25 protein-coding genes are annotated in these 25,093 nt (G+C 61.0%); 6 read left to right on the top strand and 19 right to left on the bottom strand.

The features are described from left to right. Positions 1-41 precede the first annotated feature (41 nt). From lipA to EIY72_RS22720, 12 genes are all read right to left on the bottom strand, one after another. Positions 42-1,064 (bottom strand): lipoyl synthase, encoded by a 1,023-nt coding sequence (gene lipA / locus EIY72_RS22775; protein WP_093229885.1) that lies wholly within the window; start codon positions 1,062-1,064, stop codon positions 42-44. A gap of 1 nt (position 1,065) precedes the next feature. Further along, positions 1,066-1,713, bottom strand: coding sequence for a lipoyl(octanoyl) transferase LipB (gene lipB, locus EIY72_RS22770; protein ID WP_093229882.1), 648 nt, complete (start codon positions 1,711-1,713; stop codon positions 1,066-1,068). After that, the gene (locus EIY72_RS22765) at positions 1,713-1,988 is read right to left on the bottom strand and encodes a DUF493 domain-containing protein (protein WP_093229879.1); all 276 of its coding nucleotides are present in this window, start codon (positions 1,986-1,988) and stop codon (positions 1,713-1,715) included. The genes lipB and EIY72_RS22765 overlap by 1 nt, the downstream gene beginning before the upstream one ends. An 86-nt stretch (positions 1,989-2,074) precedes the next feature. Beyond that, positions 2,075-3,232: a D-alanyl-D-alanine carboxypeptidase family protein gene (locus EIY72_RS22760; protein ID WP_093229876.1), complete on the bottom strand. Its 1,158-nt coding sequence runs from the start codon at positions 3,230-3,232 to the stop codon at positions 2,075-2,077. A gap of 197 nt (positions 3,233-3,429) precedes the next feature. Continuing rightward, on the bottom strand, positions 3,430-4,440 hold the full coding sequence (locus EIY72_RS22755; protein WP_093229873.1) for a septal ring lytic transglycosylase RlpA family protein: 1,011 nt from the start codon (positions 4,438-4,440) through the stop codon (positions 3,430-3,432). Further along, the gene (mltB, locus tag EIY72_RS22750; protein WP_093229870.1) at positions 4,440-5,450 is read right to left on the bottom strand and encodes a lytic murein transglycosylase B; all 1,011 of its coding nucleotides are present in this window, start codon (positions 5,448-5,450) and stop codon (positions 4,440-4,442) included. Before mltB ends, EIY72_RS22755 begins: the two co-directional genes overlap by 1 nt. A 17-nt stretch (positions 5,451-5,467) precedes the next feature. Then, positions 5,468-6,571 carry a rod shape-determining protein RodA gene (rodA, locus tag EIY72_RS22745; RefSeq protein WP_093230810.1) on the bottom strand — a complete coding sequence of 368 codons (1,104 nt, stop codon included), beginning with the start codon at positions 6,569-6,571 and terminating at the stop codon, positions 5,468-5,470. Positions 6,572-6,602: 31 nt separating this feature from the next. Next, positions 6,603-8,498 (bottom strand): penicillin-binding protein 2, encoded by a 1,896-nt coding sequence (gene mrdA, locus EIY72_RS22740; protein ID WP_093229868.1) that lies wholly within the window; start codon positions 8,496-8,498, stop codon positions 6,603-6,605. 10 nt (positions 8,499-8,508) lie between these two features. Then, on the bottom strand, positions 8,509-8,976 hold the full coding sequence (gene rlmH, locus EIY72_RS22735; protein ID WP_003185785.1) for a 23S rRNA (pseudouridine(1915)-N(3))-methyltransferase RlmH: 468 nt from the start codon (positions 8,974-8,976) through the stop codon (positions 8,509-8,511). A gap of 9 nt (positions 8,977-8,985) precedes the next feature. Beyond that, positions 8,986-9,480 (bottom strand): ribosome silencing factor, encoded by a 495-nt coding sequence (gene rsfS, locus EIY72_RS22730; protein WP_007975896.1) that lies wholly within the window; start codon positions 9,478-9,480, stop codon positions 8,986-8,988. A gap of 72 nt (positions 9,481-9,552) precedes the next feature. Continuing rightward, entirely contained in the window at positions 9,553-10,275 is a 723-nt protein-coding gene (gene nadD / locus EIY72_RS22725; protein WP_093229865.1) for a nicotinate-nucleotide adenylyltransferase, read from the bottom strand. Next, positions 10,244-11,515 (bottom strand): glutamate-5-semialdehyde dehydrogenase, encoded by a 1,272-nt coding sequence (locus EIY72_RS22720; RefSeq protein ID WP_093229862.1) that lies wholly within the window; start codon positions 11,513-11,515, stop codon positions 10,244-10,246. The genes nadD and EIY72_RS22720 overlap by 32 nt, the downstream gene beginning before the upstream one ends. Before the next feature lie 190 nt (positions 11,516-11,705). Here EIY72_RS22720 and EIY72_RS22715 point away from each other — a divergent pair, with 190 nt between their 5' ends. Next, complete coding sequence (locus EIY72_RS22715) at positions 11,706-12,404, top strand: DNA-3-methyladenine glycosylase (RefSeq protein ID WP_093229859.1); 699 nt, start codon at positions 11,706-11,708, stop codon at positions 12,402-12,404. Between the two features lie 168 nt (positions 12,405-12,572). Continuing rightward, a complete protein-coding gene (locus EIY72_RS22710) occupies positions 12,573-13,889 on the top strand; it encodes a bifunctional DedA family/phosphatase PAP2 family protein (protein WP_093229857.1) in 1,317 nt (438 codons plus the stop codon). A 21-nt stretch (positions 13,890-13,910) separates the two neighbouring features. Here the strand turns inward: EIY72_RS22710 and EIY72_RS22705 are convergent, their stop codons facing one another. Genes EIY72_RS22705 through EIY72_RS22695 form a run of 3 tightly spaced genes read right to left on the bottom strand, consistent with a single transcriptional unit; the run spans position 13,911 to position 15,588 of the window. Continuing rightward, positions 13,911-14,501: an LON peptidase substrate-binding domain-containing protein gene (locus EIY72_RS22705; RefSeq protein ID WP_093229854.1), complete on the bottom strand. Its 591-nt coding sequence runs from the start codon at positions 14,499-14,501 to the stop codon at positions 13,911-13,913. An 11-nt stretch (positions 14,502-14,512) separates the two neighbouring features. Beyond that, positions 14,513-15,229, bottom strand: coding sequence for an LrgB family protein (locus tag EIY72_RS22700; protein ID WP_093229851.1), 717 nt, complete (start codon positions 15,227-15,229; stop codon positions 14,513-14,515). Beyond that, positions 15,226-15,588, bottom strand: coding sequence for a CidA/LrgA family protein (locus EIY72_RS22695; protein ID WP_093229848.1), 363 nt, complete (start codon positions 15,586-15,588; stop codon positions 15,226-15,228). Before EIY72_RS22695 ends, EIY72_RS22700 begins: the two co-directional genes overlap by 4 nt. A 194-nt stretch (positions 15,589-15,782) precedes the next feature. Between EIY72_RS22695 and EIY72_RS22690 the strand changes: the two genes are divergently transcribed. The 3 genes from EIY72_RS22690 to EIY72_RS22680 all read left to right on the top strand — a co-directional run bounded on the left by EIY72_RS22690 (position 15,783) and on the right by EIY72_RS22680 (position 18,740). Beyond that, positions 15,783-16,238: a MaoC family dehydratase gene (locus tag EIY72_RS22690; RefSeq protein ID WP_093229845.1), complete on the top strand. Its 456-nt coding sequence runs from the start codon at positions 15,783-15,785 to the stop codon at positions 16,236-16,238. Positions 16,239-16,352: 114 nt separating this feature from the next. Further along, positions 16,353-18,071 carry a C13 family peptidase gene (locus tag EIY72_RS22685; protein ID WP_093229843.1) on the top strand — a complete coding sequence of 573 codons (1,719 nt, stop codon included), beginning with the start codon at positions 16,353-16,355 and terminating at the stop codon, positions 18,069-18,071. A gap of 27 nt (positions 18,072-18,098) precedes the next feature. After that, a complete protein-coding gene (locus EIY72_RS22680; RefSeq protein ID WP_093229840.1) occupies positions 18,099-18,740 on the top strand; it encodes an oxidoreductase in 642 nt (213 codons plus the stop codon). A gap of 99 nt (positions 18,741-18,839) precedes the next feature. Here EIY72_RS22680 and EIY72_RS22675 read toward each other — a convergent pair whose 3' ends face one another. The 4 genes from EIY72_RS22675 to EIY72_RS22660 all read right to left on the bottom strand — a co-directional run bounded on the left by EIY72_RS22675 (position 18,840) and on the right by EIY72_RS22660 (position 23,167). Continuing rightward, entirely contained in the window at positions 18,840-19,124 is a 285-nt protein-coding gene (locus EIY72_RS22675) for a YceK/YidQ family lipoprotein (protein ID WP_093229837.1), read from the bottom strand. After that, on the bottom strand, positions 19,117-19,749 hold the full coding sequence (gene ubiX, locus EIY72_RS22670; protein ID WP_093229835.1) for a flavin prenyltransferase UbiX: 633 nt from the start codon (positions 19,747-19,749) through the stop codon (positions 19,117-19,119). The genes EIY72_RS22675 and ubiX overlap by 8 nt, the downstream gene beginning before the upstream one ends. Continuing rightward, the gene (gene mpl, locus EIY72_RS22665; RefSeq protein WP_093229832.1) at positions 19,746-21,095 is read right to left on the bottom strand and encodes a UDP-N-acetylmuramate:L-alanyl-gamma-D-glutamyl-meso-diaminopimelate ligase; all 1,350 of its coding nucleotides are present in this window, start codon (positions 21,093-21,095) and stop codon (positions 19,746-19,748) included. Before mpl ends, ubiX begins: the two co-directional genes overlap by 4 nt. 158 nt (positions 21,096-21,253) lie before the next feature. Then, positions 21,254-23,167, bottom strand: a complete 1,914-nt coding sequence (locus tag EIY72_RS22660) for a sigma-54-dependent Fis family transcriptional regulator (protein ID WP_093229829.1) — start codon at positions 23,165-23,167, stop codon at positions 21,254-21,256. A 299-nt stretch (positions 23,168-23,466) separates the two neighbouring features. Between EIY72_RS22660 and exaC the strand changes: the two genes are divergently transcribed. Beyond that, on the top strand, positions 23,467-24,987 hold the full coding sequence (gene exaC / locus EIY72_RS22655; RefSeq protein ID WP_093229827.1) for an acetaldehyde dehydrogenase ExaC: 1,521 nt from the start codon (positions 23,467-23,469) through the stop codon (positions 24,985-24,987). The last annotated feature ends 106 nt before the right edge of the window (positions 24,988-25,093 follow it).

Genomic DNA, 25,093 nt, shown 5'->3' with positions numbered 1-25,093 from the left:
CAAGGTTTTGCAACCTGGCGGGCGCTTGTGTTCACAACCGATCAGGCGCCGAGCAGTTCGGCCTTGACCAGCTTCGCCTGCTCGTCCGCGTGGTACGAAGAACGCACCAACGGGCCGGAAGCGACGTTCTTGAAGCCCATCTTGTAACCTTCCTCGGCGAACCAGGCGAAGGTGTCCGGGTGCACGAAACGCTGGACCGGCAAGTGGCTGCGGGACGGCTGCAGGTATTGGCCGAGGGTCAGCATGTCGATGTCGTGTTCGCGCATGCGCTTCATGACTTCGATGACTTCTTCGTCGGTTTCGCCCAGGCCCAGCATCAAGCCGGATTTGGTCGGAATGTGCGGCATCATCTGCTTGAAGCGCTGCAGCAGGGTCAGCGACCACTGATAGTCCGAACCCGGACGCGCGGCCTTGTACAGGCGCGGTACGGTTTCCAGGTTGTGGTTGAACACATCCGGCGGCTCGGCAGCGGTGATTTCCAGGGCGATGTCCATACGGCCACGGTAGTCCGGGACCAGGGTCTCGAGCTGCACGTTCGGCGACAGCTTGCGGATTTCGCGGATGCAGTCGGCAAAGTGCTGGGCACCACCGTCACGCAGGTCGTCGCGGTCCACCGAGGTGATCACCACGTATTTGAGTTTCAGGTCGGCGATGGCGATGGCCAGGCTTTCCGGCTCGTTGACGTCCAGTGGCTTCGGACGGCCGTGGCCAACGTCGCAGAACGGGCAACGACGGGTGCAGATGTCACCCATGATCATGAAAGTCGCGGTGCCACCGGAGAAGCATTCGCCCAGGTTCGGGCAGGAGGCTTCTTCGCAGACGCTGTGCAGCTTGTGCTTGCGCAGCAGGGCCTTGATGCGGTCGACTTCCGGGGAAACCGGAATGCGCACACGAATCCAGTCAGGCTTCTTGGGCAGTTCGGTGGTCGGAATGATCTTCACCGGGATGCGTGCAACCTTCTCGGCGCCGCGCAGCTTGACGCCGGCTTCAACCTTGGCACGCGGGGCCGGACGCTCGGTGACATCAAGCGTCGGGATCATGGTTTGCACTGCATCAGTAGTCATATCAGTCGATTCCGCCCGTTAGGGTCGTCTGCTCAGCATAGTCGAGGTGTTTGACGAGCTGCGCGCGCAGCCGGGCACTTACCTCGGCAAATTCAATCGATCCTGCGTGATCGCTCAGCTGGGTCATTGCCAGCCCGGCGTAGCCGCAGGGATTAATCCGTCGAAACGGCTCCAGGTTCATGTCCACGTTCAGGGCCAGGCCGTGAAAGGAACAACCGTGGCGGATCCGCAGGCCCAGCGAAGCAATTTTTGCCCCGTCGACGTAGACACCCGGTGCATCGGGCTTGGCCGCTGCCGTGACGCCATAACTGGCGAGCAGCTCGATCAGGCATTGCTCCATCCGGGTCACCAGGTCGCGCACGCCAAACCCCAGCTTGCGCACATCCAGCAGCAGATAAGCCACCAGTTGACCAGGGCCGTGGTAAGTCACCTGACCACCACGGTCGACCTGCACCACCGGGATATCCCCGGGAAGCAGCAGGTGTTCGGCCTTGCCGGCCTGGCCCTGGGTGAACACCGGAGGATGTTCCACCAGCCAGATCTCGTCCGGCGCAGTGCTGCCCCGTTCGTTGGTGAAGCGTTGCATGGCATGCCAGACCGGCTCGTAAGCCATCTGGCCGAGCTCACGAAAGCCCAGCGTGCCGGACATCACAGCACCATGTGCACAAAACCGGTAGCGCGCAGAAAGCTGTTGATGTTGTACAGCTGGTCCTGGTCGGTCGCGACGATGTGCAACTGAATGGTGGTGTACTTGCCGTTGCTGCTTTGACGTTCATCGACACGTGTATCGTTGATCGTCGCGTACTTCTTGACGATTTCGATGATCTTGTCTTTGTTGCCTGCGCCCGTATCGCAGATCACCTTAACCGGATAATCAGTCTGGGGGAATTCGATCTTTGGCGCCTTTACTTCGGTATCGGTCATGGCGTAACGGCCTCGTATGCGTAAGCCGTGGTAACGCACACGGCCCCGATCCGGACTGGAACGGGGCCATGCAGGTCAACACTCAATCAGTTGAACAAGCCGTAGAAGAATAGACGGATGCTATCCCACATGCGGCGGAAGATACCACCTTCCTCGACGGCGTCCAGAGCGATCAGATCAGCGCTGTGCACCACTTTGTCGTCCAGCTTCACTTCGACCTTGCCGATCACGTCGCCTTTGGCGATTGGCGCAACCAGTTGCGGGTTCATGGTCATGCTGGCAGCCAGCTTCTTCAGCTGACCTTTCGGCAGGGTCATGGTCAGGTCTTCAGCCAGGCCGGCTTTGACCTGGTTGGTCGCACCTTTCCAGACAGGCGCCTGGGCCAGTTCAGTGCCCTTCTGGTAGAAGGTCTGGGTTTCGAAGAAGCGGAAACCGTAAGTCAGCAGCTTCTGGGTTTCGGCAGCACGAGCCACTTCGCTGTTGGTGCCGAACACCACGGCGATCAGGCGCATGCCGTCACGAACGGCCGAAGACACCATGCAGTAACCGGCTTCGTCGGTGTGACCGGTTTTCAGACCGTCAACGGTCTTGTCACGCCACAGCAGCAGGTTGCGGTTAGGTTGCTTGATACCGTTCCAGAAGAACTCTTTCTGCGAGTAGATCGCGTAGTGAGCCGGGTCTTCGTGGATGATCGCGCGAGCCAGGACCGCCATGTCATGAGCCGACGAATAGTGCTCAGGGTTCGGCAGACCGGTCGGGTTCATGAAGTGCGAGTTGGTCATGCCCAGATCGGCGACAGTCTTGTTCATCAGGTCGGCGAACGCGTCTTCGCTGCCGGCGATGTGCTCGGACAGCGCAACGGAAGCGTCGTTACCCGACTGGATGATGATGCCGTGCAGCAGGTCGCTGACAGTCACCTGCGAACCGACCTTGATGAACATCCGCGAACCGCCGGTACGCCAGGCGTTTTCGCTGACGGTCACTGGGTCGTTCTCGCCGATCTGGCCACGACGGATTTCCAGGGTCGCGATGTACGCGGTCATCAGCTTGGTCAGGCTCGCTGGCGGCAGACGCTGGTCACCGTTGTTCTCGACCAGCACGTTGCCGCTGCTGGCATCCATGAGCACGTAGGCCTTGGCGGCCAGTTGCGGTGGCGAAGGCATCATCTCGGCCGCGAACGCGGCAGGTGAGAGAAGCAGCGGGACTAACAGGAACAGGCGTTTGGCAAAGGTGGTGATGTTCATCCGTCTCTCGAAATCGCTAATGGAAACTGTCCTTGCGGACAAAACTAATCAAATAACCTTCTAACGGGTTATCGCGTGTTCAGTTGCTCACTCCAGTCACCCTTTGCCGGGTTTTTGTTCTTCAACGAGTCAACAACCTGGTTCGCCCCCCAACTGCAAGCGAACCATCAATCAAGTTCTACGTACTGCGCAGTGCCTTACTCGGTGACAACGCTCGGCGAACCGAGGTTGGCCATGCGCACACTGTTCTGCACTTGCTGGATTTCACCCGGCGATCCGATCGGCCCCAGTCGAACCCGATGCAGAGTCTGCTGGTTGCGCACGATCGAGCTGATGAACACCGGAGCGCTCACCATCCCGCTGAGCTTCGATCTCAGGAGCTCTGCAGCGTCCGGGTTGGCGAACGCGCCCACCTGCAGATACTGGCCAGAGGCTGGTACAGAAGCGTTTTTTTTTGCATCAAGCTGCACAGGCACGACCGCAGCCGCGTGTTGCTGCGGCGGTGGCGTCCATTGTTCAACGGTGCCGGCCGAAGCCGTGATCACCGGGGCGCTATTCTGCGCGACTTGCGGCTCGTTGAGCATCAAAGGCGCCGGACGGCCTTTGGCCGCCCAATAAGCCTGCGGATCGATACCCTCGACCTTGACCCGCGCGGTGCCGATTTCGGCGTAACCGAGCTTCTTGGCGGCAGCGTAGGACAGGTCGATGATCCGGTCCGAGTAGAACGGCCCGCGATCGTTGACCCGCAGGATCACGCTCTTGTTGTTGTCCAGGTTGGTCACCCGAACGTAACTTGGCAGTGGTAGCGTCTTGTGTGCGGCACTCATGCCGTACAGGTCATAGACCTCGCCGTTGGCAGTGTTCTGCCCGTGAAACTTGGTGCCATACCAGGACGCGGTACCCGAAGCCACATAAGTCTTGGACTCTTGCAGCGGGAAGTAGGTCTTGCCCAGCACGGTGTACGGGTTGGCCTTGTAGGGGCCCGTGTGCAGGGTCGGCGTGGCGTCAGGGATACGCGAGACATCGACGTCCCACCACGGCGCGCCATCCTTGTGGGCCCGGTTGATGTCCAGGCCCGGCTGCGAACGCACGGCGGTCGATGAGCTTTTCTGCGATGGCGAACGGCTGGTCGAACAACTGGCGACCAGCACCGCCAGCGCGGCGAATGCCATCAGCTTCAGGGGTTTACTCTTAGGCAATGCCCGCATTACTTGACGCCCCGTGCTTGGACCAGCTGTTCAGACAACTGATGTACGGCCATGGCGTACATCACGCTGCGGTTATAACGCGTGATCGCGTAAAAATTCTTCAGGCCCATCCAGTACTCGGGGCCATTGTCGCCTTCCAGGCGGAAAGCGGTCACCGGCATATCATCGCGCAGCGCATCATGACTTGACCACCCCAAGGCTCGCAACTCCCCAACGGTTTTCGTCGGTTCGATGCCGGTGGTCAAACCGCTGTCGACCTGATCGCCGCGGACGTCGGCGCGACTGACCACCGGTTCGCCGGCGACCCAGCCATGGCGCTTGAAATAACTGGCGACGCTGCCGATTGCATCGTCCGGGTTGGTCCAGATGTTGATATGACCGTCACCGTCAAAATCCACCGCATACGCGCGAAAACTGCTCGGCATGAACTGCGGCAAACCCATCGCGCCAGCGTAGGAGCCCTTGAGCGTCAACGGGTCGATCTGTTCTTCACGGGCCAGCAGCAGGAACTCACGCAGTTCCTTGCGGAAAAATTCGGCACGGGGAGGATAGTCGAAACCCAAGGTCGATAAAGCATCGATTACCCGGTAATTGCCGGTATTACGTCCGAAAAAGGTTTCCACGCCGATGATCGAGACAATCACCTGGGCCGGTACACCGTATTCCTGTTCGGCACGGGCCAGCACCGCCTCATGTTGGCGCCAGAAGTCGACACCGCGAGCGATGCGCGCGTCGGTGATGAACATCGGTCGATATTCGTTCCACTGCTTGACCCGCTCGGCGGGCCTGGAGATGGCGTCCAGAATCGCCTGTTTGCGTTCGGCTTCGCGGAACACCCCCATCAACTGTTCACCGGCGAAGCCATAATCGCGGGTCATTTCACCGACGAATTCGGCCACCTGGGGTGAACCTTCGTAATCGCCGGCCAATGCTTCCTGCACTGTGCCAAGGATGCTTACCAGGCCGACCCATGGCGCGTATCGAGTCGCCCAGCCACGCATTACTTGCATTGAACTCTTCACCTTATTCAAACCTGTGCGATCCACTTACGATGGGTATGGATCGACATCAAAACCCCAAACGCTGACAGCAGCGTCACCAGCGAAGTTCCTCCGTAGCTAATGAATGGCAACGGCACCCCCACCACCGGCAACAGGCCACTGACCATACCGATGTTGACGAAAACATAAACAAAAAACGTCATGGTCAGGCTGCCGGCGAGCAATTTGCCGAACAACGTTTGGGCCTGGGCGGTGATCACCAGGCCACGACCAATCAACAACAGGTAAATCAGCAACAGCGCGCAAATGCCCACCAGGCCGAACTCTTCGCCCATCACCGCAATGATGAAGTCGGTGTGGCTTTCCGGCAGGAAGTCCAGGTGCGACTGGGTACCGAGCAGCCAACCCTTGCCGAAAACACCGCCGGAACCGATGGCCGCCTTGGACTGGATGATGTTCCAGCCGGTACCGAGCGGATCGCTCTCCGGATCGAGGAAGGTCAGGATTCGCTGCTTCTGGTAGTCGTGCATGATGAAGAACCACATGGCAATCGCCACCGGGATCGCAGCGGCCAGCACGCTGAGAATCCAGCGCCAGCGCAAGCCACCCATGAACAGCACGAACGCGCCGCCGGCCAGAATCAGCAGCGAGGTGCCAAGATCCGGCTGGCGCACGATGAGGATGAACGGCACGCCAATCAGCATCAGGCTGACGCCGACATGCTTGAGCTGCGGCGGCAGCGTGCGCTTGGACAAGTACCAGGCAATGGTCGCCGGCATCAGGATCTTCATGAACTCCGAAGGCTGGAAGCGGATCACCCCGGGAATGTTGATCCAGCGGGTCGCACCCATGGCGTTGTGGCCCATGATGTCCACCACCACCAGCAGGACCACGCCTATCACGTAGCCCAGCGGTACCCAGCGGGCCATGAACCGCGGCTCGAACTGGGCAATGACGATCATCGACACCAGGCCGATACCGAACGAAGTGGCCTGTTTGGCCAGCAAGTCCCAGCTCTTGCCGCTGGCGGAATAGAGGACGAACAGGCTGCCGGCCGCGAGGGTCAGCAACAGGATCAGCAACGGGCCGTCGATGTGCAGGCGTTGCAGCAGCGTCGCACGACGACGCATCACATCCTCGCTGGAGAGCATGCGATCAAAGTTATTCATCACGGGCGGTAGCCTCTGCACTGATGGGGCTTGCGTATTCAGGCTTCAGGCGACCTTCGGGGTCCAGAAGCCAGGCATCCATGACTTGACGCACGACGGGCGCGGCGACGCCGGAGCCGGACTCGCCGTTCTCGACCATCACCGCCACTACGATTTTCGGGTTGTCTGCCGGTGCAAAGCCGACGAACAAGGCGTGGTCACGATGGCGCTCCTGAACCTTGGAACGGTCGTACTTCTCGCCTTGCTTGATTGCGACCACTTGGGCCGTACCGCTCTTGCCGGCAATCCGGTATTGCGCGCCGATGGAAGCCTTGCGCGCCGTACCCCGGGCACCGTGCATCACCTGCTGCATGCCGTGGTTGACCTTGGTCCAGTCCGACGGATCGCGCAGGACGATGTCCGGCATCGGGTTGTGGTCCACCGGCTTCTGGCCTTCGATGGTCTTGGCCAGGTGCGGACGGTTCCAGACACCCTTGTTGGCCACCAGGGCCGTGGCCTGGGCCAGTTGCAACGGAGTCGACTGCATGTAGCCCTGACCGATCCCCAGAATCAGCGTTTCGCCCGGGAACCACGCCTGACGACGGGTCGCGCGCTTCCACTCGCGGGACGGCATCAGCCCCGGCGACTCTTCGAACATGTCCAGGGAGACTTTCTGACCGATACCGAACTTGCTCAGGTAAGACGACAACCGATCAATGCCCAGCTTGTGTGCCAGGTCATAGAAGTAGGTGTCGTTGGAACGCATGATCGCCGTATCGAGGTCCACGTAACCGTCACCGGTGCGGTTCCAGTTACGGTACTTGTGATCGTAGTTGGGCAGCATGTAGTAGCCGGGGTCGAACACCCGGGTCGACGCGGTCACCACGCCGGAATCCAGACCGGCAATGGCCACGGCCGGCTTGATGGTCGAACCCGGCGGATACAGGCCACGCAGAACCCGGTTGAACAACGGCCGGTCGATCGAATCGCGCAGTTCGGAATAGGCCTTGAAGCTGATGCCGGTGACGAACAGGTTCGGGTCGAAGCTCGGTTGGCTGACCATCGCCAAAACCTCACCGGTATTGGGGTCCAGTGCAACCACGGCACCACGACGACCACCGAGTGCGAGTTCGGCGGCTTCCTGCAATTTGATGTCCAGGCTCAGGACAATGTCCTTGCCGGGAACCGGATCGGTACGCTTGAGCACGCGCAAGACGCGGCCACGAGCGTTGGTCTCGACTTCTTCGTAGCCGACCTGACCGTGCAATTCCGGCTCGTAGAAGCGCTCGATACCGGTTTTGCCAATTTGATGGGTGCCGCTGTAACTCACCGGATCCAGCGTCTTGAGCTCTTTCTCGTTGATCCGCCCCATGTAACCCACCGAGTGCGCAAAATGCGCGCCCTGCGGGTAGTGACGCACCAACTGCGCGACCACTTCCACCCCGGGCAGGCGGAACTGGTTCACGGCGATCCGCGCGATCTGTTCTTCGGTCAACTCGAACATGATCGGCACCGGCTCGAACGGCCGCCGCCCCTGGCGCATGCGCTTCTCGAAAATCACCCGATCCTCGGGCGTCAGCTCGAGCACCTGCACGATCACATCGAGTATTTGCTGCCAATCGCCAGAACGCTCGCGGGTCATGCTCAGGCTGAAGCTGGGCCGGTTGTCGGCAATCACCACACCGTTACGGTCGTAAATCAACCCACGGGGCGGCGGAATCGGCTGCACATGGACGCGGTTGTTTTCCGACAGGGTCGAGTGGTACTCGTACTGGATCACCTGAAGGAAATACAGCCGCGCGATCAGCACGCCAATCAGCACCATGACGGCAATTGCCCCGAACACGACGCGGCCACGCACCAGACGGGCGTCTTTTTCGTGGTCCTTGATGCGGATCGGTTGAGACATGAGGGCCGAACTACTTGTGGTAAGGGTGACCGGACAGCACGGTCCAGGCACGGTACAGCTGTTCGCCGATCAGAATCCGCACCAGTGGGTGCGGCAATGTCAGCGGCGACAACGACCAGCGCTGATCAGCGCGGGCACAGACTTCCGGAGCCAGCCCTTCCGGGCCGCCGACCATGAAGTTGACCGTGCGCGAGTCCAGGCGCCAGCGATCAAGTTCGACCGCCAGCTGCTCGGTGCTCCAGGGCTTACCGTGCACTTCGAGTGTGACAATCCGCTCGTTCGGCCCGACCTTGGCCAGCATCGCTTCGCCTTCCTGGCGGATGAAACGGGCCACGTCGGCATTCTTGCCGCGGGTATTGAGCGGAATTTCCACCAGTTCCAGCGCCAGCTCGGACGGAAGACGCTTGGCATATTCATGCCAGCCTTCTTCCACCCACTTGGGCATGCGTGAACCGACGGCGATCAGTCGCAGTCGCACAGCCGTTCCTTATTCCTGGTCTTTGTTGAGCTTGTTGAAATGCTCGTGACCAACTTCAGGGCTGTGGTGTTTGCCGTCAGCGGCACGGCTCTGCTCGGCACCTTTCCACAGGCGCTCCAGGTCGTAGAACTGACGGGCGTTGGAGGTCATCATGTGAACGATGACGTCGTCCATGTCCAGCAGTACCCAGTCGCTGTCGCCCTTGCCTTCTTCACCCAACGGCTTGATGCCCAGGGCTTTGACGGCTTCACGGACCTTGTCCAGCATCGCGCCGATCTGGCGGTTGGAAGTACCGGTGGCGATGATCATGTAGTCAGTGATGCTCTGCTTGTCGCGAACATCGATGACCAGCACGTCCTGGGCCTTGACGTCTTCCAGGGCGGCTACGGCGATCTTGACCAGCTCGTCACCTTTAGGCGGCTCGGCGGCGAGGACCTTTTCCGGCAGCGGCGCACTCTTGAATGTGCCTTTGCGTTTTACTTTGCTTTCGTTGTTGCTCGTCATATAAAACTCGTTTTGCTCGTATGTTCGGGGCTTCGGTACACGTTGTTGCCACGTGCCTTGAAGCACTCCTATTCAGTTCGACGCACGGTACAGACCGTGCGCATCGATGTAGGCCAGGACCGCGTCGGGCACCAGGAAACGTACCGACTTACCGCTGGCCAGCAGTTGACGGATCTGGGTGGCAGATACCGCGAGCGGTGTCTGCCAGACGAATGCAATCTGTCCGCTCGGCCCCTTGAGGGCCAGCGGGTCGCTCACCGAGCGCGCTGCCAGCAGGTTGCGCAAGGCATCCGGCGGTTCGCTGTCGGCATCCGGGCGTTGCAACACCAGGATATGGCAATGCTGGAGCAACTCTTCCCAGCGGTGCCAAGTGGGCAGGCCGCAAAAAGCGTCCCAGCCCAAAAGCAGAAAAACCTGGTCGGACGCGGCCAGTTCGGCGCGCATCAGTTCCAGGGTATCGATGGTGTAGGACGGTTTGTCCCGCTGCAATTCACGGGCGTCCACCACCAACGGTGCCACACCGGCCACCGCGCACTCGACCATCGCCAGACGGTCTTGCGCCGACACCTGTGGCGTATCCCGGTGAGGCGGTCTGGCACTGGGTGTCAGACGCAGCTCATCGAGCGCCAGGGTTTCGGCGACTTCCAGTGCACCGCGCAAATGGCCGATGTGCACCGGGTCGAAGGTTCCACCCAGTACGCCAATGCGCCGGGGCGCCGGCTCGCTGGCAGTGACCGGGGCTGACGGGTCGTGGTCGCCCAAGTCAGGCCGGCTCCTGTCCGCGCAACTGGCCATCACCGACCACGATGTACTTCTCGCAGGTCAGCCCTTCGAGCCCTACCGGGCCACGGGCGTGCAGCTTATCAGTAGAAATGCCAATCTCGGCACCCAATCCGTATTCGAAGCCATCGGCAAAGCAGGTCGGCGTGTTGATCATCACCGACGATGAGTCGACCTCAGCCACGAAACGCCGGGTGTCGCCCTGGTGTTCGCTGACGATCGAATCAGTGTGGTGAGAGCCGTAATGGTTGATGTGCTCGATGGCCTGGTCCAGCCCGTCGACCACGCGGATCGACAGAATCGGCGCCAGGTACTCGGTGCTCCAGTCTTCTTCGGTGGCCGGCACGGCATCGATGATCGCCCGGGTGCGCTCGCAGCCACGCAGCTCGACGCCTTTCTCGCGGAACTGGGCGGCCATCGCCGGCAGGAAATCCTTGGCAACACTTTGCTCGATCAGCAACGTCTCCATGGCACCGCAGATGCCATAACGATAGGTCTTGGCATTGAAAGCGATACGCTGGGCCTTGGCCAGATCGGCGTGCTCGCTGACATAAACGTGGCAGATGCCGTCCAGATGCTTGATCACCGGAACGCGGGCATCACGACTGACCCGCTCGATCAGGCCACGGCCGCCACGGGGCACGATGACGTCGACATACTCGGGCATGCTGATCAGTGCACCGACTGCCGCCCGATCCGTGGTTTCGACCACTTGCACCACGGCCGCCGGCAAGCCGGCCTCGGCCAGACCGCGCTGAATGCAGGCGGCGATGGCGCGATTGGAATGAATCGCCTCGGAACCGCCACGCAGGATAGTTGCGTTGCCCGACTTCAGGCACAGGCTGGCGGCATCGATGGTCACATTTGGCCGCGACTCGTAGATGATCCCGATCACGCCCAAAGGCACGCGCATCTTGCCGACCTGAATACCCGACGGGCGGAAACTCATGTCACGGATCGCTCCGACCGGGTCCGGCAATGCCGCCACCTGACGCAGACCGACGATCATGCCGTCGATACGCGCAGGCGTCAGCGCCAGACGCTCGAGCAGCGCAGGCTCCAGACCATTGGCACGGCCCGCCGCCAGATCCTGCTCGTTTGCGGCCGTCAGCTCGGCGCGCGCAGCGTCCAGCGCATTGGCGGCAGCCTGCAGGGCACGGTTTTTCTGCGCAGTGCTGGCACGGCCGATGACGCGAGAAGCTTCACGGGCGGCGCGACCCAGGCGGGTCATATAGTCAAGAACGGGCTCAGTCATGGTCTGCCGTGGTCTTTGCTCAAGGTCTTGGTAAAGAGTAAAGCGGCAGATTATAGCTGTCGCGCCCACCGACTAACAGCGGTGACGGGCGGATGGTCGAAATGGACAACGATTTGCCGACGTTCAGCTGGAATTAAGCTGCGAATTGTTATCATCAGGCCTCATTCAGCCTCGATTAACGCCGCTCACCATGTCCAACCTGACTGTTGGCACGCCGGCAACGCGCCTGCCCACTGCACTTGCAGACGATTTTTTCGATCGCGATGCGCAGATTCTTGCCCGGGAGCTCCTGGGCAAGGTCATCCGTCACCGGGTCGGCGACCTGTGGCTCAGCGCCCGGATCATCGAAACCGAGGCCTATTACTGCGCAGAAAAGGGCAGCCACGCCTCCCTCGGCTACACAGAAAAGCGTAAGGCTTTGTTTCTGGATGGCGGCCACATCTATATGTACTACGCCCGAGGTGGCGATTCCCTCAACTTCAGCGCTCAGGGCCCCGGCAATGCCGTGCTCATAAAGTCCGCCTATCCGTGGGTCGATGAAGTCAGCGGCCCGGCCAGCCTGGCGCAGATGCTCCTGAACAACCCCGATGCCGAGGGTCGTCCGCGCCCGTCGCAAAAGCTCTGCGCCGGGCAGACACTGCTCTGCAAGGCCATGGGCCTGAAAGTCCCGGTCTGGGACGCAAAGCGCTTCGACCCCGAGATGATGCTGGTGGAAGACGTGGGACTGGTGCCGGCACAAATCATCCAGACCACCCGGCTAGGCATTCCCCACGGGCGCGATGAGCACCTGATGTACCGCTTCGTCGACGCGGCCTACGCAGCGTACTGCACCCGGAACCCGTTGCGCCGGGGGCAGGTCGAAGGTCGCGACTACCTGCTGCTCGCCTGAACACAGCCAAACCTGCAGGAGCGAGCGTGCTCGCGAAGGGCCAGCCCAGGCGAAACAGATGCGCCTGACACAGCGCTTTCGCGCGCAGACTCGCCCCTACAATGATCAGTAGCGCCTGAAATGCGTTTTTTCCCGGAATCAGTTTGAACATTCAATGGAGTGGTATGTATGGGCCCATGGCTCGATAGCGTGACCGGCTGGCTGGCGGTCAACCCGCAATGGCTGGCAGCGGCAGTGTTCATCATTGCGTTTGTCGAGTGCCTGGCGATTGCCGGGCTGATTGTTCCCGGTACAGTATTGCTGTTCGCCGTCGCCGTGCTGGCAGGCAGCGGCGCGCTGTCGCTGAGCGAAACCTTGCTGCTGGGCTTTCTGGCGGGCGTGTTGGGTGACGTTGTTTCGTATTTTCTCGGCCGCCACTTCCACCAGAATATCCGGCGCCTGCCCGGCCTGCGTCATCACCCTGAATGGATCGCCGGGGCCGAAACCTATTTTGCGCGCTACGGCATTGCCAGCTTGCTGGTCGGCCGTTTTATCGGGCCACTGCGCCCCATGCTGCCGATGGTCGCGGGCATGTGTGACATGCCCTTCCCGCGTTTTTTCGCCGTCAGCCTGCTGGCGGCGGCGGGCTGGTCGGTGGCCTATCTGCTGCCCGGTTGGGCCACCGGCGCGGCGATTCGCTTGCCATTACCCGAAGGCTTCTGGCTTCAGGCCGGTATCGTCGCCGGCAGCATCGCGGTGATGGTGGGGCTCAGCGCCACCAGCAGCATGCGCCAGCACCGCAGGGCCACCCTGTTCATTACCGGCATGAGTTTGTTGATTCTGCTGGGACTGTTTATCGGCTATCCCTACCTGAGCGCCCTCGACCAGGGTGTGATGACCCTGGTGCAGGAACACCGCAGTCCGATGCTCGACGAAGTGGCAGTGGTTTTCACGCTGATTGGCGAGTTCCGCAACATGTTGCTGTTCAGTGCGCTGCTAGTGGGGTTGCTGCTGATTACCCGGCAATGGCGCCAGGCGATCTTCGCCATCGGCACGTTACTGTTCACGGCACTGGCCAATACCACCACCAAACACTTTTTTGCCCGGGTACGCCCGGAAGTCCTGAGCGATCCGCTGACCAGCTACAGCATGCCCAGCGGCCATGCGTCTGGCGCGCTCGCCTTGTTCCTGACCCTCGCGGTACTGGCCGGTCGCGGGCAACCGCCAAGGATGCGTCTGACCTGGCTGCTGCTCGGCAGCATACCGGCCTTGGCTATCGCGCTATCTCGCGTGTACCTCGGCGCGCACTGGCCGACCGACATCCTCGCCGGCACCATGTTGGCGGCGTGCATCTGTGCGGCGAGTCTCTGGCTGGTACAACGCAAGGAGCCGCTGCAAGCTCTGCCACCCAAGGTCTGGTGGCTGATATTGCCGGCGCTGGTGGCGCTGTTCAGCTTTTTCGTGATGCGTCATTTACCGCACACGATGATGCGCTACGCCTATTAAGCGGAAGGCTTTCCCGAAACCTCAGGCAAACAACTCACCCTGCAACTCATCCAGCAGCGCCTGAATCGCATCCAGGCGTTGCTGCGGGTCGTCGAGTTGCAGCAGGTCGATCTTGTCCAGCTCGGCGAACGGCAACAGGTACGCCAGTTGATTGGCCAGCGACTGTTGCCCGGTGGCTTCGGTGCCCATGTTCAGGGCTTCGACCATCGGATGTTCCGCCAACGCCTTGAGCAGGGCCACCAGATCGGCGTCCTCGTCCTGCAAGGGTTGCTCGGGTTCGTCCTCGAGCCACTCGACTTCGGCGAGGGTCAACTGATCGCGCTGGACTTCGGTGCGTAGCACGTGAAAGCGCCGTCCGCCCTGCACCCGAATCCCCAGCAGGCCATTGTCCTGTTGCTTGAAATCGGTGATCAGCGCTTCACAGCCGACCAGCGCATAACCGGCCGGAGCGATACCGACTTCTTCGCCGTCGAGAATGCACACCACGCCGAAGCCACCGCCCTGTTTCATGCAGCGACCGATCATGTCCAGGTAGCGCGCTTCGAAGATCTGCAAGTCGAGGATGCAGCCAGGAAACAGCACCGTATTCAGCGGAAAAAGCGGCAGGCTCATAGACATTTCCTTCACACCACCATCGACACCGCCAACGGCAGAAACACTGCCGTGGCCACGCCCATCAGACTCATCGCCAGCGCCGCGAAGGCACCGCACTCTTCACTTTCCTGCAAGGCCACCGAGGTGCCCACCGCGTGCGCAGTCATGCCCAGGGCCATGCCTCGGGCTTCGGGACTGTGTACGCCGAGCCGGGTCAACAGCGCTGGCCCGAAAATCGCGCCGATGACCCCGGTGATCAGTACAAACACCGCCGCCAGGGCCGCCACGCCACCGATCTGCTCAGCCACCAGCATCGCGATCGGCGAGGTTACCGACTTGGGTGCCATGGTCATCAGGATCATGTGTTCGGCACCGAACGACCAGCCCAGCAATACGCCCATGCCCGTGGCCACTACACCGCCTATCACCAGCGTAGTAAATATCGGCCAGAACAACTGCCGAATCCGCCGCAGGTTGAGGTACAGCGGCACCGCCAGCGCGACAGTGGCCGGGCCGAGCAGGATACTGAGGATCTCGGTGCTCTTGCGGTACTCGGCGTAAGTCAGGCCACAGCCCACCAGCACCCCGATCACCAGCAGCATGGAGACCAGCACCGGCTGCAAAAAGATCCAGCGGGTTTTCTCGAAGGCCGCCAGCACCAGTTGATAAGCGCCTAACGTAATGCCGATCCCGAACAAGGGATGGTGAATGACTGAAGTCCAGGCACCCTGCCAGTCGAACATCATTGGCCGTCCTCCGGCTGAACGTGACGCTTGACCATGCGCTGCATCAGCACCCCGGCAAACGCCATCGACAGCAGCAGCGACAACACCAGCGCACCGACGATGGCCCAGAAATCCGCGGCGATGTCCTTGGCATACACCATCACACCCACGGCCGGCGGCACCAGCAACAATGGCAGGTAACGCAACAGGCTGCCGGCAGCCTGACTCAGGGGTTCACCGACCTGGCCACGGCAAATCAGATAAATCAGCAACAACAGTAGGCCAACGATAGGGCCCGGCAGCACCGGCAAAAACAAATGATTGAGCGCCGTGCCGAGCAATTGGAACAGCACCAGCCATGTCAGGCCCCGTAACAACATTCTTGTCCCCTTGCAAAATCCGTCACCCGCATTGGCCCGGGCATTATAAGCATGCTTGGGCTATGGATCGGCATTCGCCAAAAGCATGGTCAGTTGACCGCGCCGTTTTGCCATGGTGATCTAAAGTGGTAAGCCGGGAGGTCGCATCCCCCCAACCTAAAACTATAAAACCGATGAACCCAAGGAGAGTCTCAATGCCCTTTGTTCCAGTTGCAGAGCTCAATGATTATGTCGGCAAGGAACTTGGACGTTCCGAATGGCTCACCATCGATCAGGACCGCATCAACCTGTTCGCTGAAGCCACCGGGGATTTTCAGTTCATCCATGTCGACCCGGTCAAAGCCGCGCAGACACCTTTTGGTGGCACCATCGCCCACGGCTTCCTGTCACTGTCGCTGATTCCGAAACTGATGGAGGACATCCTCGTCGTGCCGCAAGGCTTGAAGATGGTGGTCAACTACGGCCTCGACAGCGTGCGTTTCATTCAACCGGTCAAGGTCAACTCGCGAGTACGGCTCAAGGTCGACCTGACTGAAGTTACCGAGAAAAAACCCGGCCAATGGCTGCTCAAGGCCACCACCACCCTGGAAATCGAGGGTTCGGACAAACCGGCGTACATCGCCGAGCCTTTGTCCCTGTGCTTCGTGTAAAACCTCTCGGAGGCGAAACAGCGCACGCTGTTTCGCACTCTATTGCTGTTTCTCACCCTATATAAGGACACATAGCTGCGGCATACTCGCTCGCTTAATTGCCCGGAACCCGCTATGCGCCCACTTGCTCTGCTTGCCTTGACCCTGATGCTGACCGCTTGCGGCAACGGCGAATCGCCATTGCCCCCCGACGCCCGTTTACCGGACGGTGGGCGCTATCGCGGTGACCTGGTCAATGGTTTGCTGCAAGGCCAGGGCCGCATCGATTACCCGAACGGCAGCTGGTACGCCGGCGAGTTCGACAAGGGACAGTGGCAAGGCCAGGGCGAATGGCACGGCAGCAATGGCGAAGTCTATCGCGGACAATTCAATCAGGGACTGTTCGAGGGCCAGGGCAGCCTGACCACCAATGGCAGCAGCTACACCGGTGGTTTCAAGGCCGGCCGACGCGATGGTGAAGGCACGCTCAAAGAGAACGGCATGAGTTACCGCGGCGAGTTCAAGGCCGATCAGTATTCCGGCCTCGGTCGCCTCGAACTCGAAGACGGCAGCACCTATCAGGGCCAGTTCGCCCACGGCAAACCCAACGGCGAGGGCCAGCGTGGCGATGGCAACGGCAACCAGTTCACCGGCCACTTCGTCGACGGGCAACTGGAAGGCAACGGGACATTCAACAGCGCTGACGGCGACATCTATGTCGGCAGCTTCAAGAACAATCAACTGCACGGCAAGGGTCGCTACGAAAACGCCGATGGCGATGTCTGGCTCGGGCAGTTCAAGGAAGGCTCACTGAACGGCAAGGGCGAGCTGATCGGCGCAGACGGCAGCCATTACATCGGCCAGTTCAGTGACTGGCGCTTTTCCGGCCAGGGCCGCCTGAACCTGCCGGACGGCAGCTTTTACACCGGTCAGTTCGACAACGACAGCTATCAGGGGCGCGGCATCCTGGTACTCACTGATGGCACCCTGCTCAGCGGCACCTGGATCAATGGCCAACGCGTGCGCGACGCCGATGGCAAATTGTTACCCGATACCCTGGAGCTCGGCCTGCTCGCTCAAGGACGCTTGCTCGATGAGGCACTGGCCAACGTCCCGGCCTCGACGCCGGCCATTGAGCTTTACTCACTGACCCTGGGCGGCGATGGCAAGCAGAGCGTGTTCCTGCGCGAGTCCGATTACGTCGCCAACATGCTCGCCAGCCGCTTCGGCGCCTACGGCCAGATCCGCCTGGTCAACCATCGTGATCACCTCGGCGATCGGCCGATGGCCACCCGGGAAAACCTGCGGCGCGCCGCCCAGACCCTGGCCGAACGCAGCGGGCCGGAAGACCTGATCTTCATCTACCTGACCAGCCATGGCACCGCCGAGCACGAACTGGTGCTCGATCAGCCGCGCATGGAGCTGGCCGACCTGCCGGCCGACGAAATGGCCGCGGTGCTGGCTCCGCTGAAAAATCGCGACAAGATCATCGTGATCTCCTCCTGCTATTCCGGTGGTTTCATCCCCGCCCTCAAGGATGAGCGGACGCTGATCATGACCGCCTCCCGGGCCGATCGCGTGTCCTTCGGCTGTTCGGAAGAAGCCAACTTCACCTACTTCGGCGACGCGCTGTTCGCCCAGGCGCTCAACCAGACCGACGACCTCGAACAGGCGTTCAAGCTGGCGAAGGCCACCGTGGCCGAACGCGAGCTGGCAGACGGTTTCGAAGCCTCTGAACCGCAGATCTGGGCACCGAAAACCGTCCTCTCGCACTGGCAATTGTTACGCAAGCAACAGGCACGAAAGGCGCTGCAAAGTGTCTCTATCGAGAGCAAGGATGCAAACAGCAACTAAGCTGAACAGTATCAAGGGGGAAACACTATGTACTTGACGCCTCAGCACGTACTGCTTGCCGGAGCCACGGGTCTGACCGGTGAACATTTGCTCGATCGGCTGCTCAACGAGCCGACGATCAGCCGGGTGCTGGCCCCCTCACGCCGGCCTCTGGCCAAGCATCCGCACCTGGAAAACCCGGTGGGTGATCCTGCGGTGTTCCTGCCGCAACTGAACGGTCGCGTCGACATCGCCTACTGCTGCCTGGGCACCACCATCAAGCAGGCCGGCTCCGAGCAGGCATTTCGCGCGGTGGATCTGGACATGGTCGTAGCCTTCGCCAAACGTGCCCGGGAAATGGGCGCACGCCACCTGATCGTGATCAGCGCCCTGGGCGCCGATCCGAAATCCTCGATTTTCTACAACCGTGTCAAAGGTGAGATGGAGCAGGCACTGCGGGCGCAGGATTGGCCGCAACTGACCATCTGCCGTCCGTCATTGCTGTTGGGCGAGCGCGTCGAACCGCGCATGGCCGAACAATTTGCCGGCCCCTTGTCCCGCCTGATTCCGGGCAAGTATCGGGGTATCGAAGCCTGCCAACTGGCTCGCGCAATGTGGCGCCTGGCGCTCGAAGAGCAGGATGGCATTCGGATTGTCGAGTCGGATGAGTTGCGCAAGCTCGGCAAATAATCTGTTTGGCCTGACAAGGCGCTTTCGCGAACTGGCTTGGTGAACGACACCGTTCAAATGTGGCAGCGAGCTTGCTCGCGATGAGCGCAAAGCGCTCCCCTACAACCCACCCGTCGCCTGAAAGCTCACACCCAACACCGTCAGCAAGGAAAGCGGCAGCAACAACGTATCGAGCAGTGCACTCCCCGGCAGATCGACGCCGGGATAGCTCGGCGCTTCGGCCCCGAAGCGGTCCTTGGCGCAGCAACCGCCATTCATGGCGTACAAATCCAGACGCGTGCCCGAATACACGATCGGCGCCCCCGGCTTGGCCGCATCCAGTGTGCGCGCAGTGGCGCAACCGGCCAGTTGCAGGGCCAGCACCACCACCAACAGCTTATTCATCACTGGTCAAATGATGCTCGCCCCAGCGCGGCAGCATGTCCTGAGGAATGTTCAGCAGGTTGAGAATCCGCGCCACCACGAAGTCGATCAGGTCGTCGATAGTTTGTGGCTGGTGATAAAAGCCCGGCGATGCCGGCAGGATGGTCACACCCATGTTTGACAGTTTGAGCATGTGCTCCAGGTGAATGCTCGAATACGGCGCTTCCCGAGGCACCACGATCAACTGGCGGCGCTCCTTCAAGGTCACATCCGCGGCACGCTCGATCAGGTTGTTGCACGCGCCCGTGGCAATGGCGGACAAGGTGCCAGTGGAGCACGGCACCACCACCATCGCCGCCGGCGCGCCCGAGCCCGAGGCAACCGGCGACATCCAGTCTTCCTTGCCGTACACACGAATCTGCCCGGCAGCAGCGCCGGTGTATTCGGTGAGGAAGGCCTGCATCATCTGCGGCTTGGCCGGCAGCGTGACATCGGTTTCGGTGGCCATCACCAGTTGCGCAGCCTTGGAAATCAGGAAGTGCACTTCGCGATCGTCGCGCACCAGGCAGTCGAGCAGGCGCAAACCGTACTGGGCGCCGGAAGCGCCGGTCATGGCCAGGGTGATACGGTCCGGGCCTTTGTTCATTTGAGCGCCTCGGCCAGTTTGCCGTGCAGGCCGCCGAAGCCGCCGTTGCTCATGATCAGCACGTGAGTGCCGGGCTGCGCCTGGCTCTTCACCCGCTCGATGATGCCTTCCAGTGAATCGCTGACAATCGACGGCACGGTGCAAAGCGCCGCCGTCCCCGCCAGATCCCAGCCGAGGTTGGCCGGTGCGTACCAGATCACCTGATCGGCATCGACCACGCTTTCCGGCAAACCGTCGCGGTGCGCGCCGAGCTTCATCGAGTTGGAGCGTGGCTCGATGATCGCGATCAACGGTGCATCGCCGATGCGCTTGCGCAGACCGTCGAGGGTGGTGGCGATGGCGGTCGGGTGGTGGGCGAAATCGTCATAGATGGTAATGCCGCGAACCTCGGCAACTTTTTCCATCCGGCGCTTCACGCTCTTGAACGCGCTCAAGGCGGCGATGCCCATGGACGGCACCACACCGACATGGCGGGCGGCGGCCAGGGTCGCCAGGGCGTTGGCCACGTTATGCTGACCGGTCATGTCCCACTCGACCACGCCCTGGGCAACGCCTTCAAACATGACCTCGAACTTCGAACCGTCCTCGCTGAGCAATTTCACCTGCCACTGGCCACCGGCGCCAGTGGTCTGCACCGGCGTCCAGCAGCCCATCTCGATGACGCGCTGCAGAGCAGGCTCGGTGGTCGGGTGAATGACCAGACCTTCGCTGGGGATGGTCCGCACCAGATGGTGGAATTGGCGTTCGATCGCCGGCAGGTCCGGGAAGATATCGGCGTGATCGAATTCAAGGTTGTTGAGGATGGCGGTGCGTGGGCGGTAGTGAACGAACTTGGAGCGTTTGTCGAAGAACGCACTGTCGTACTCGTCGGCCTCGATGACGAAGAACGGTGTTCCGCCCAGGCGCGCCGATACCGAGAAATTCTGCGGTACGCCGCCGATCAGGAAGCCCGGGCTCATGCCCGCGTGTTCCAGGACCCAGGCGAGCATGCTGCTGGTGGTGGTCTTGCCGTGCGTGCCGGCAACGGCCAGTACCCAGCGACCTTGCAGCACGTGGTCGGCCAGCCACTGCGGGCCGGAAACGTAAGGCAAGCCTTTGTTCAGCACATACTCCACGGCCGGGTTACCCCGGGACATGGCATTGCCGATCACCACCAGGTCCGGTGCCGGGTCGAGTTGCTCCGGATCGTAACCTTGAGTCAGTTCAATGCCCTGGGCCTCGAGCTGAGTGCTCATCGGCGGATAGACGTTGGCATCGGAGCCGGTCACGTGATGACCCAGCTCCTTGGCCAGAACGGCCATCGAACCCATGAAAGTGCCACAGATACCCAGAATATGAATGTGCATAGTCGACCTCGTAAAACATGGCCGCAGGTTAGCCTAGGGAGGGGAAAATCGCACCTTGTGTTTCAGATTGGAGGGATGCCATTCGCGAGCAGGCTGCTCCCACAGGATCTGCACAGCCCTTGTGGCAGCGAGCTTGCTCGCGATGGCCGCGGCGCGGTTTACCGGGCGATCCCGTGCTTGCGCAGCTTGCGATAGAGGGTGTTACGGCTGACGCCCAACTGTTGCGCCGTGTGCGTCATGTGCCAGCGCGTATGCTCCAAGGCATTGAGCAACGCCAACCGCTCGGCGTCCTCTAATGGATGCTCCGGCGTCTCAGCGACAACCATCATCTCTGCCGGCCGTGCCTGCCGAATCATCGCCGGCAGATCCTCCAGCCCCACCCGCCCCTCGTCACACAGCGCCGCCAGCGTACGCAGCACATTGCGCAACTGTCTGACGTTGCCAGGCCAGGTAAACCCCAGCAAAGCTTCACGCGCCGACGTGTCGATCAGTATGGATTCTCCGGCCGCCTCTTCAGCCAGCAAAAAATCCAGCAACTGGGATTTGTCACTGCGTTCACGCAAGGCCGGCAAGGCGACCTCAAGACCATTGAGCCGGTAATACAGATCCTCGCGGAAGCTGCCGTCCTGGACCCGTTCAAGCAGATTGCGGTGGGTAGCGCTGATGATCCGCACGTTCACCGACTCAGGCTCGCCACCAATCGGCACCACCTGACGATCCTCCAGCACCCTCAGCAGTCGCGTCTGCAAGGCCAGCGGCATGTCGCCGATTTCATCAAGGAATAAAGTCCCGCCATCGGCCTGCTGCAACTTGCCACGCATTCCTTCTTTGCGTGCACCGGTGAAGCTGCCACCGCGATAACCGAACAACTCACTTTCGATCAGGCTTTCCGGGATCGCCGCGCAATTGAGTGCAACAAAGGCCTTGTCCGCCCGCTGGCTGGCCTGATGTACCGCCTTGGCGAAGGCTTCCTTACCCGAGCCGGTTTCACCATTGATCAGCAGCGGTACGTCTCGCTCATAAACCCGCAGGGACTTGCGGAAACTTTCCTGCAAGGCAGCGTCGCCAAGGCAAATGCCCAAAAGCGGCGCAGGTTGTTCGACGGGTGCACGGGCCACCATCGGCACCGGCGCACGGCGTGGCTGCCCCCGCAGCGCAGCAAACAATTTGCGACCGTCGCGGGTCCGCAGGGGCCAACGCGTGCTGGCATCGATACTGGCTCGACCCAGTAACTCATCCAGCGAGCAATCGAAAAACTGTTCCACCGGTTTGCCCGACAGCCCACCGCGAACATGCCCCAACAGGTTCAGAGCACTCTGATTGACCGCACAAATGCGCCCTTCCCCGTCGAACGCCAACAAACCTTCGCTGAACAGGCCCACGGACTCGGCCTGCAAGTGAAATCGCAGCAGCCATTGATTATCGAAACTGTGCAGGAAGTAGCTGCTCTCGATCATCTTCGCCGAGAGATTGACCAGCGCCATGGTGTGGAACTGACTCTGGCGTGAGACGTCGCGACGGGCCGAGGACACATCGAGCACCGCCAGCAATTCGCCCTGCGGGTCGAACACCGGGCTTGCCGAGCAGGTCAGTCCCGTATGGCGGCCGCGAAAGTGTTCATCCTGATGAATGGTCAGCGACTGGCGCTCCACCAGGCAGGTGCCGATGCCGTTGGTGCCCTCACAGGCCTCGCTCCAGTCGGCACCAAGCCAGAGCCCGGCATGCTCGAAAATCTTGCGTTCGGTCGGAGCCGTGACGCAGTTGAGGATCACCCCGCGGGCGTCCGTCAGCAGCACCGCGTGGCCTGCGCCGGAGAGTTGTTGATGCAGGCTGGTCATTTCGTTGCCGGCGATGTGCAGCACCTGGCGCAACCGTTCGCGGCTTTCAAGAACGCGACCATGCTCAAGCACGGTCGGCGCAACGCTCAGCGCAGGATCGAGGTGATAGTCCTCCAGACAACGCAGCCAGGAGCGAGCGATGGAAGGATCACTGCCCGGTCCCTGCAGGTGGGCTTTACCCTGAGCGACGGTCAGTACTTGCTGGGCATGGCGACTCAAATGGTTGTCGTGCATTTCTTATTATGCTCCCCGGGGCTCGGCGACCCGTGCATGAGGTAATGCCGAGCATCCTCCAGCCTGACTTGCATTGCAATGCCGGCGAGACCGGTCGGTCACAAGCTGTGCCAGAAACGGTACAAAGTGTCACACCCCCTGTACCGGAAGCGTCACAGACGCCGCCCACCCGTCTGACAAAACCTACGCAAGGCCTTGATTTGCCTGACGTGCAAGGCGCTGGCCCGACCCTTGCTCTACGCTTAAAGCAAGCGCACATGCGCGCCTCCCTATAAGCACAAAAGCCAGGAGAAAACACCATGCGTTACGCTCACCCCGGTACTGAAGGCGCTATCGTTTCGTTCAAGAGCAAATACGGTAACTACATCGGCGGCGAGTTCGTCGCGCCTGTCAAAGGTCAGTACTTCACCAATACCTCGCCAGTGAATGGCCAACCCATTGCCGAATTCCCCCGCTCCACGGCCGAAGACATCGAAAAGGCCCTGGACGCTGCCCACGCCGCTGCCGATGCGTGGGGTGCCACCTCTGTTCAGGCCCGTTCGCTGATCCTGCTGAAAATCGCCGACCGCATCGAACAGAACCTGGAAACCCTGGCACTCACCGAGTCCTGGGACAACGGCAAAGCCGTACGTGAAACCCTCAACGCCGACATTCCGCTGGCCGCCGACCACTTCCGCTACTTCGCCGGCTGCCTGCGTGCCCAGGAAGGCAGCGCTGCCGAAATCGACGGCAACACCGTGGCCTATCACATCCATGAACCACTGGGCGTGGTCGGGCAGATCATTCCTTGGAACTTCCCGATCCTGATGGCCGCCTGGAAACTCGCCCCGGCCCTGGCCGCCGGTAACTGCGTGGTGCTCAAGCCGGCCGAACAAACCCCGCTGGGCATCAGCGTGCTGGTCGAACTGATCGGCGACCTGCTGCCACCGGGCGTGCTGAACATCGTGCAAGGTTTCGGCAAAGAAGCCGGCGAAGCTCTGGCCACCAGCAAACGCATCGCCAAGATCGCCTTCACCGGCTCGACCCCGGTCGGTTCGCACATCATGAAATGCGCGGCCGAAAACATTATTCCGTCCACCGTGGAGCTGGGTGGCAAATCACCGAACATCTTCTTCGAAGACATCATGAAGGCCGAACCGACCTTCATTGAAAAGGCCGCTGAAGGCCTGGTGCTGGCGTTCTTCAACCAGGGTGAAGTCTGCACCTGCCCTTCCCGCGCACTGGTGCAGGAGTCGATCTACGACGAATTCATGCAGGTGGTGATGAAGAAAGTCATGCAGATCAAGCGTGGCGACCCGTTCGACACCGACACCATGGTCGGCGCCCAGGCGTCCGAGCAGCAATTCGACAAGATCCTCTCGTACCTGGAAATCGCCAAGGGCGAAGGCGCCGAGCTGCTGACCGGCGGCAAGGTGGAAAAACTCGAAGGCAATCTTGCGACTGGCTATTACATCCAGCCGACGCTTCTCAAGGGCACCAACAAAATGCGCGTGTTCCAGGAAGAAATCTTTGGCCCGGTGGTGAGCATCACCACCTTCAAGGACGAAGCCGAAGCCCTGGCCATCGCCAACGACACCGAGTTCGGCCTTGGCGCCGGTCTCTGGACCCGCGACATCAACCGCGCCTACCGCATGGGCCGCGCCATCAAGGCCGGTCGTGTGTGGACCAACTGCTACCACCTGTACCCGGCTCACGCCGCGTTCGGCGGTTACAAGAAGTCCGGCGTCGGCCGTGAAACCCACAAGATGATGCTCGATCACTATCAGCAGACCAAAAACCTGCTGGTGAGCTACGACATCAACCCGCTGGGCTTCTTCTAAGTGCCGTGGGCGATGCAGTTGTTACTGTGTCGCCCTTGAATCAGCCATCGCGAGCAAGCTCGCTCCCACAGGGTTATCGGATGAGTCCATTTTTATGGCTGGCCCA

The sequence above is a fragment of the Pseudomonas vancouverensis genome (assembly GCF_004348895.1).
Lineage (GTDB): Bacteria > Pseudomonadota > Gammaproteobacteria > Pseudomonadales > Pseudomonadaceae > Aquipseudomonas > Aquipseudomonas vancouverensis.
The sequence above is the reverse complement of the archived record's forward strand: the minus strand, read 5'-3'. Positions and strand labels throughout refer to the sequence as shown.

What these genes read in the sequence shown, in the direction of transcription:
- lipA (WP_093229885.1), bottom strand. Translation starts at nt 1,064, where the DNA reads ATGACTACTGATGCAGTGCAAACCATGATCCCGACGCTTGATGTCACC.
- lipB (WP_093229882.1), bottom strand. Translation starts at nt 1,713, where the DNA reads ATGTCCGGCACGCTGGGCTTTCGTGAGCTCGGCCAGATGGCTTACGAG.
- EIY72_RS22765 (WP_093229879.1), bottom strand. Translation starts at nt 1,988, where the DNA reads ATGACCGATACCGAAGTAAAGGCGCCAAAGATCGAATTCCCCCAGACT.
- EIY72_RS22760 (WP_093229876.1), bottom strand. Translation starts at nt 3,232, where the DNA reads ATGAACATCACCACCTTTGCCAAACGCCTGTTCCTGTTAGTCCCGCTG.
- EIY72_RS22755 (WP_093229873.1), bottom strand. Translation starts at nt 4,440, where the DNA reads ATGCGGGCATTGCCTAAGAGTAAACCCCTGAAGCTGATGGCATTCGCC.
- mltB (WP_093229870.1), bottom strand. Translation starts at nt 5,450, where the DNA reads ATGCAAGTAATGCGTGGCTGGGCGACTCGATACGCGCCATGGGTCGGC.
- rodA (WP_093230810.1), bottom strand. Translation starts at nt 6,571, where the DNA reads ATGCGTCGTCGTGCGACGCTGCTGCAACGCCTGCACATCGACGGCCCG.
- mrdA (WP_093229868.1), bottom strand. Translation starts at nt 8,498, where the DNA reads ATGTCTCAACCGATCCGCATCAAGGACCACGAAAAAGACGCCCGTCTG.
- rsfS (WP_007975896.1), bottom strand. Translation starts at nt 9,480, where the DNA reads ATGACGAGCAACAACGAAAGCAAAGTAAAACGCAAAGGCACATTCAAG.
- nadD (WP_093229865.1), bottom strand. Translation starts at nt 10,275, where the DNA reads ATGGCCAGTTGCGCGGACAGGAGCCGGCCTGACTTGGGCGACCACGAC.
- EIY72_RS22720 (WP_093229862.1), bottom strand. Translation starts at nt 11,515, where the DNA reads ATGACTGAGCCCGTTCTTGACTATATGACCCGCCTGGGTCGCGCCGCC.
- EIY72_RS22715 (WP_093229859.1), top strand. Translation starts at nt 11,706, where the DNA reads ATGTCCAACCTGACTGTTGGCACGCCGGCAACGCGCCTGCCCACTGCA.
- EIY72_RS22710 (WP_093229857.1), top strand. Translation starts at nt 12,573, where the DNA reads ATGGGCCCATGGCTCGATAGCGTGACCGGCTGGCTGGCGGTCAACCCG.
- EIY72_RS22705 (WP_093229854.1), bottom strand. Translation starts at nt 14,501, where the DNA reads ATGAGCCTGCCGCTTTTTCCGCTGAATACGGTGCTGTTTCCTGGCTGC.
- EIY72_RS22700 (WP_093229851.1), bottom strand. Translation starts at nt 15,229, where the DNA reads ATGATGTTCGACTGGCAGGGTGCCTGGACTTCAGTCATTCACCATCCC.
- EIY72_RS22695 (WP_093229848.1), bottom strand. Translation starts at nt 15,588, where the DNA reads ATGTTGTTACGGGGCCTGACATGGCTGGTGCTGTTCCAATTGCTCGGC.
- EIY72_RS22690 (WP_093229845.1), top strand. Translation starts at nt 15,783, where the DNA reads ATGCCCTTTGTTCCAGTTGCAGAGCTCAATGATTATGTCGGCAAGGAA.
- EIY72_RS22685 (WP_093229843.1), top strand. Translation starts at nt 16,353, where the DNA reads ATGCGCCCACTTGCTCTGCTTGCCTTGACCCTGATGCTGACCGCTTGC.
- EIY72_RS22680 (WP_093229840.1), top strand. Translation starts at nt 18,099, where the DNA reads ATGTACTTGACGCCTCAGCACGTACTGCTTGCCGGAGCCACGGGTCTG.
- EIY72_RS22675 (WP_093229837.1), bottom strand. Translation starts at nt 19,124, where the DNA reads ATGAATAAGCTGTTGGTGGTGGTGCTGGCCCTGCAACTGGCCGGTTGC.
- ubiX (WP_093229835.1), bottom strand. Translation starts at nt 19,749, where the DNA reads ATGAACAAAGGCCCGGACCGTATCACCCTGGCCATGACCGGCGCTTCC.
- mpl (WP_093229832.1), bottom strand. Translation starts at nt 21,095, where the DNA reads ATGCACATTCATATTCTGGGTATCTGTGGCACTTTCATGGGTTCGATG.
- EIY72_RS22660 (WP_093229829.1), bottom strand. Translation starts at nt 23,167, where the DNA reads ATGCACGACAACCATTTGAGTCGCCATGCCCAGCAAGTACTGACCGTC.
- exaC (WP_093229827.1), top strand. Translation starts at nt 23,467, where the DNA reads ATGCGTTACGCTCACCCCGGTACTGAAGGCGCTATCGTTTCGTTCAAG.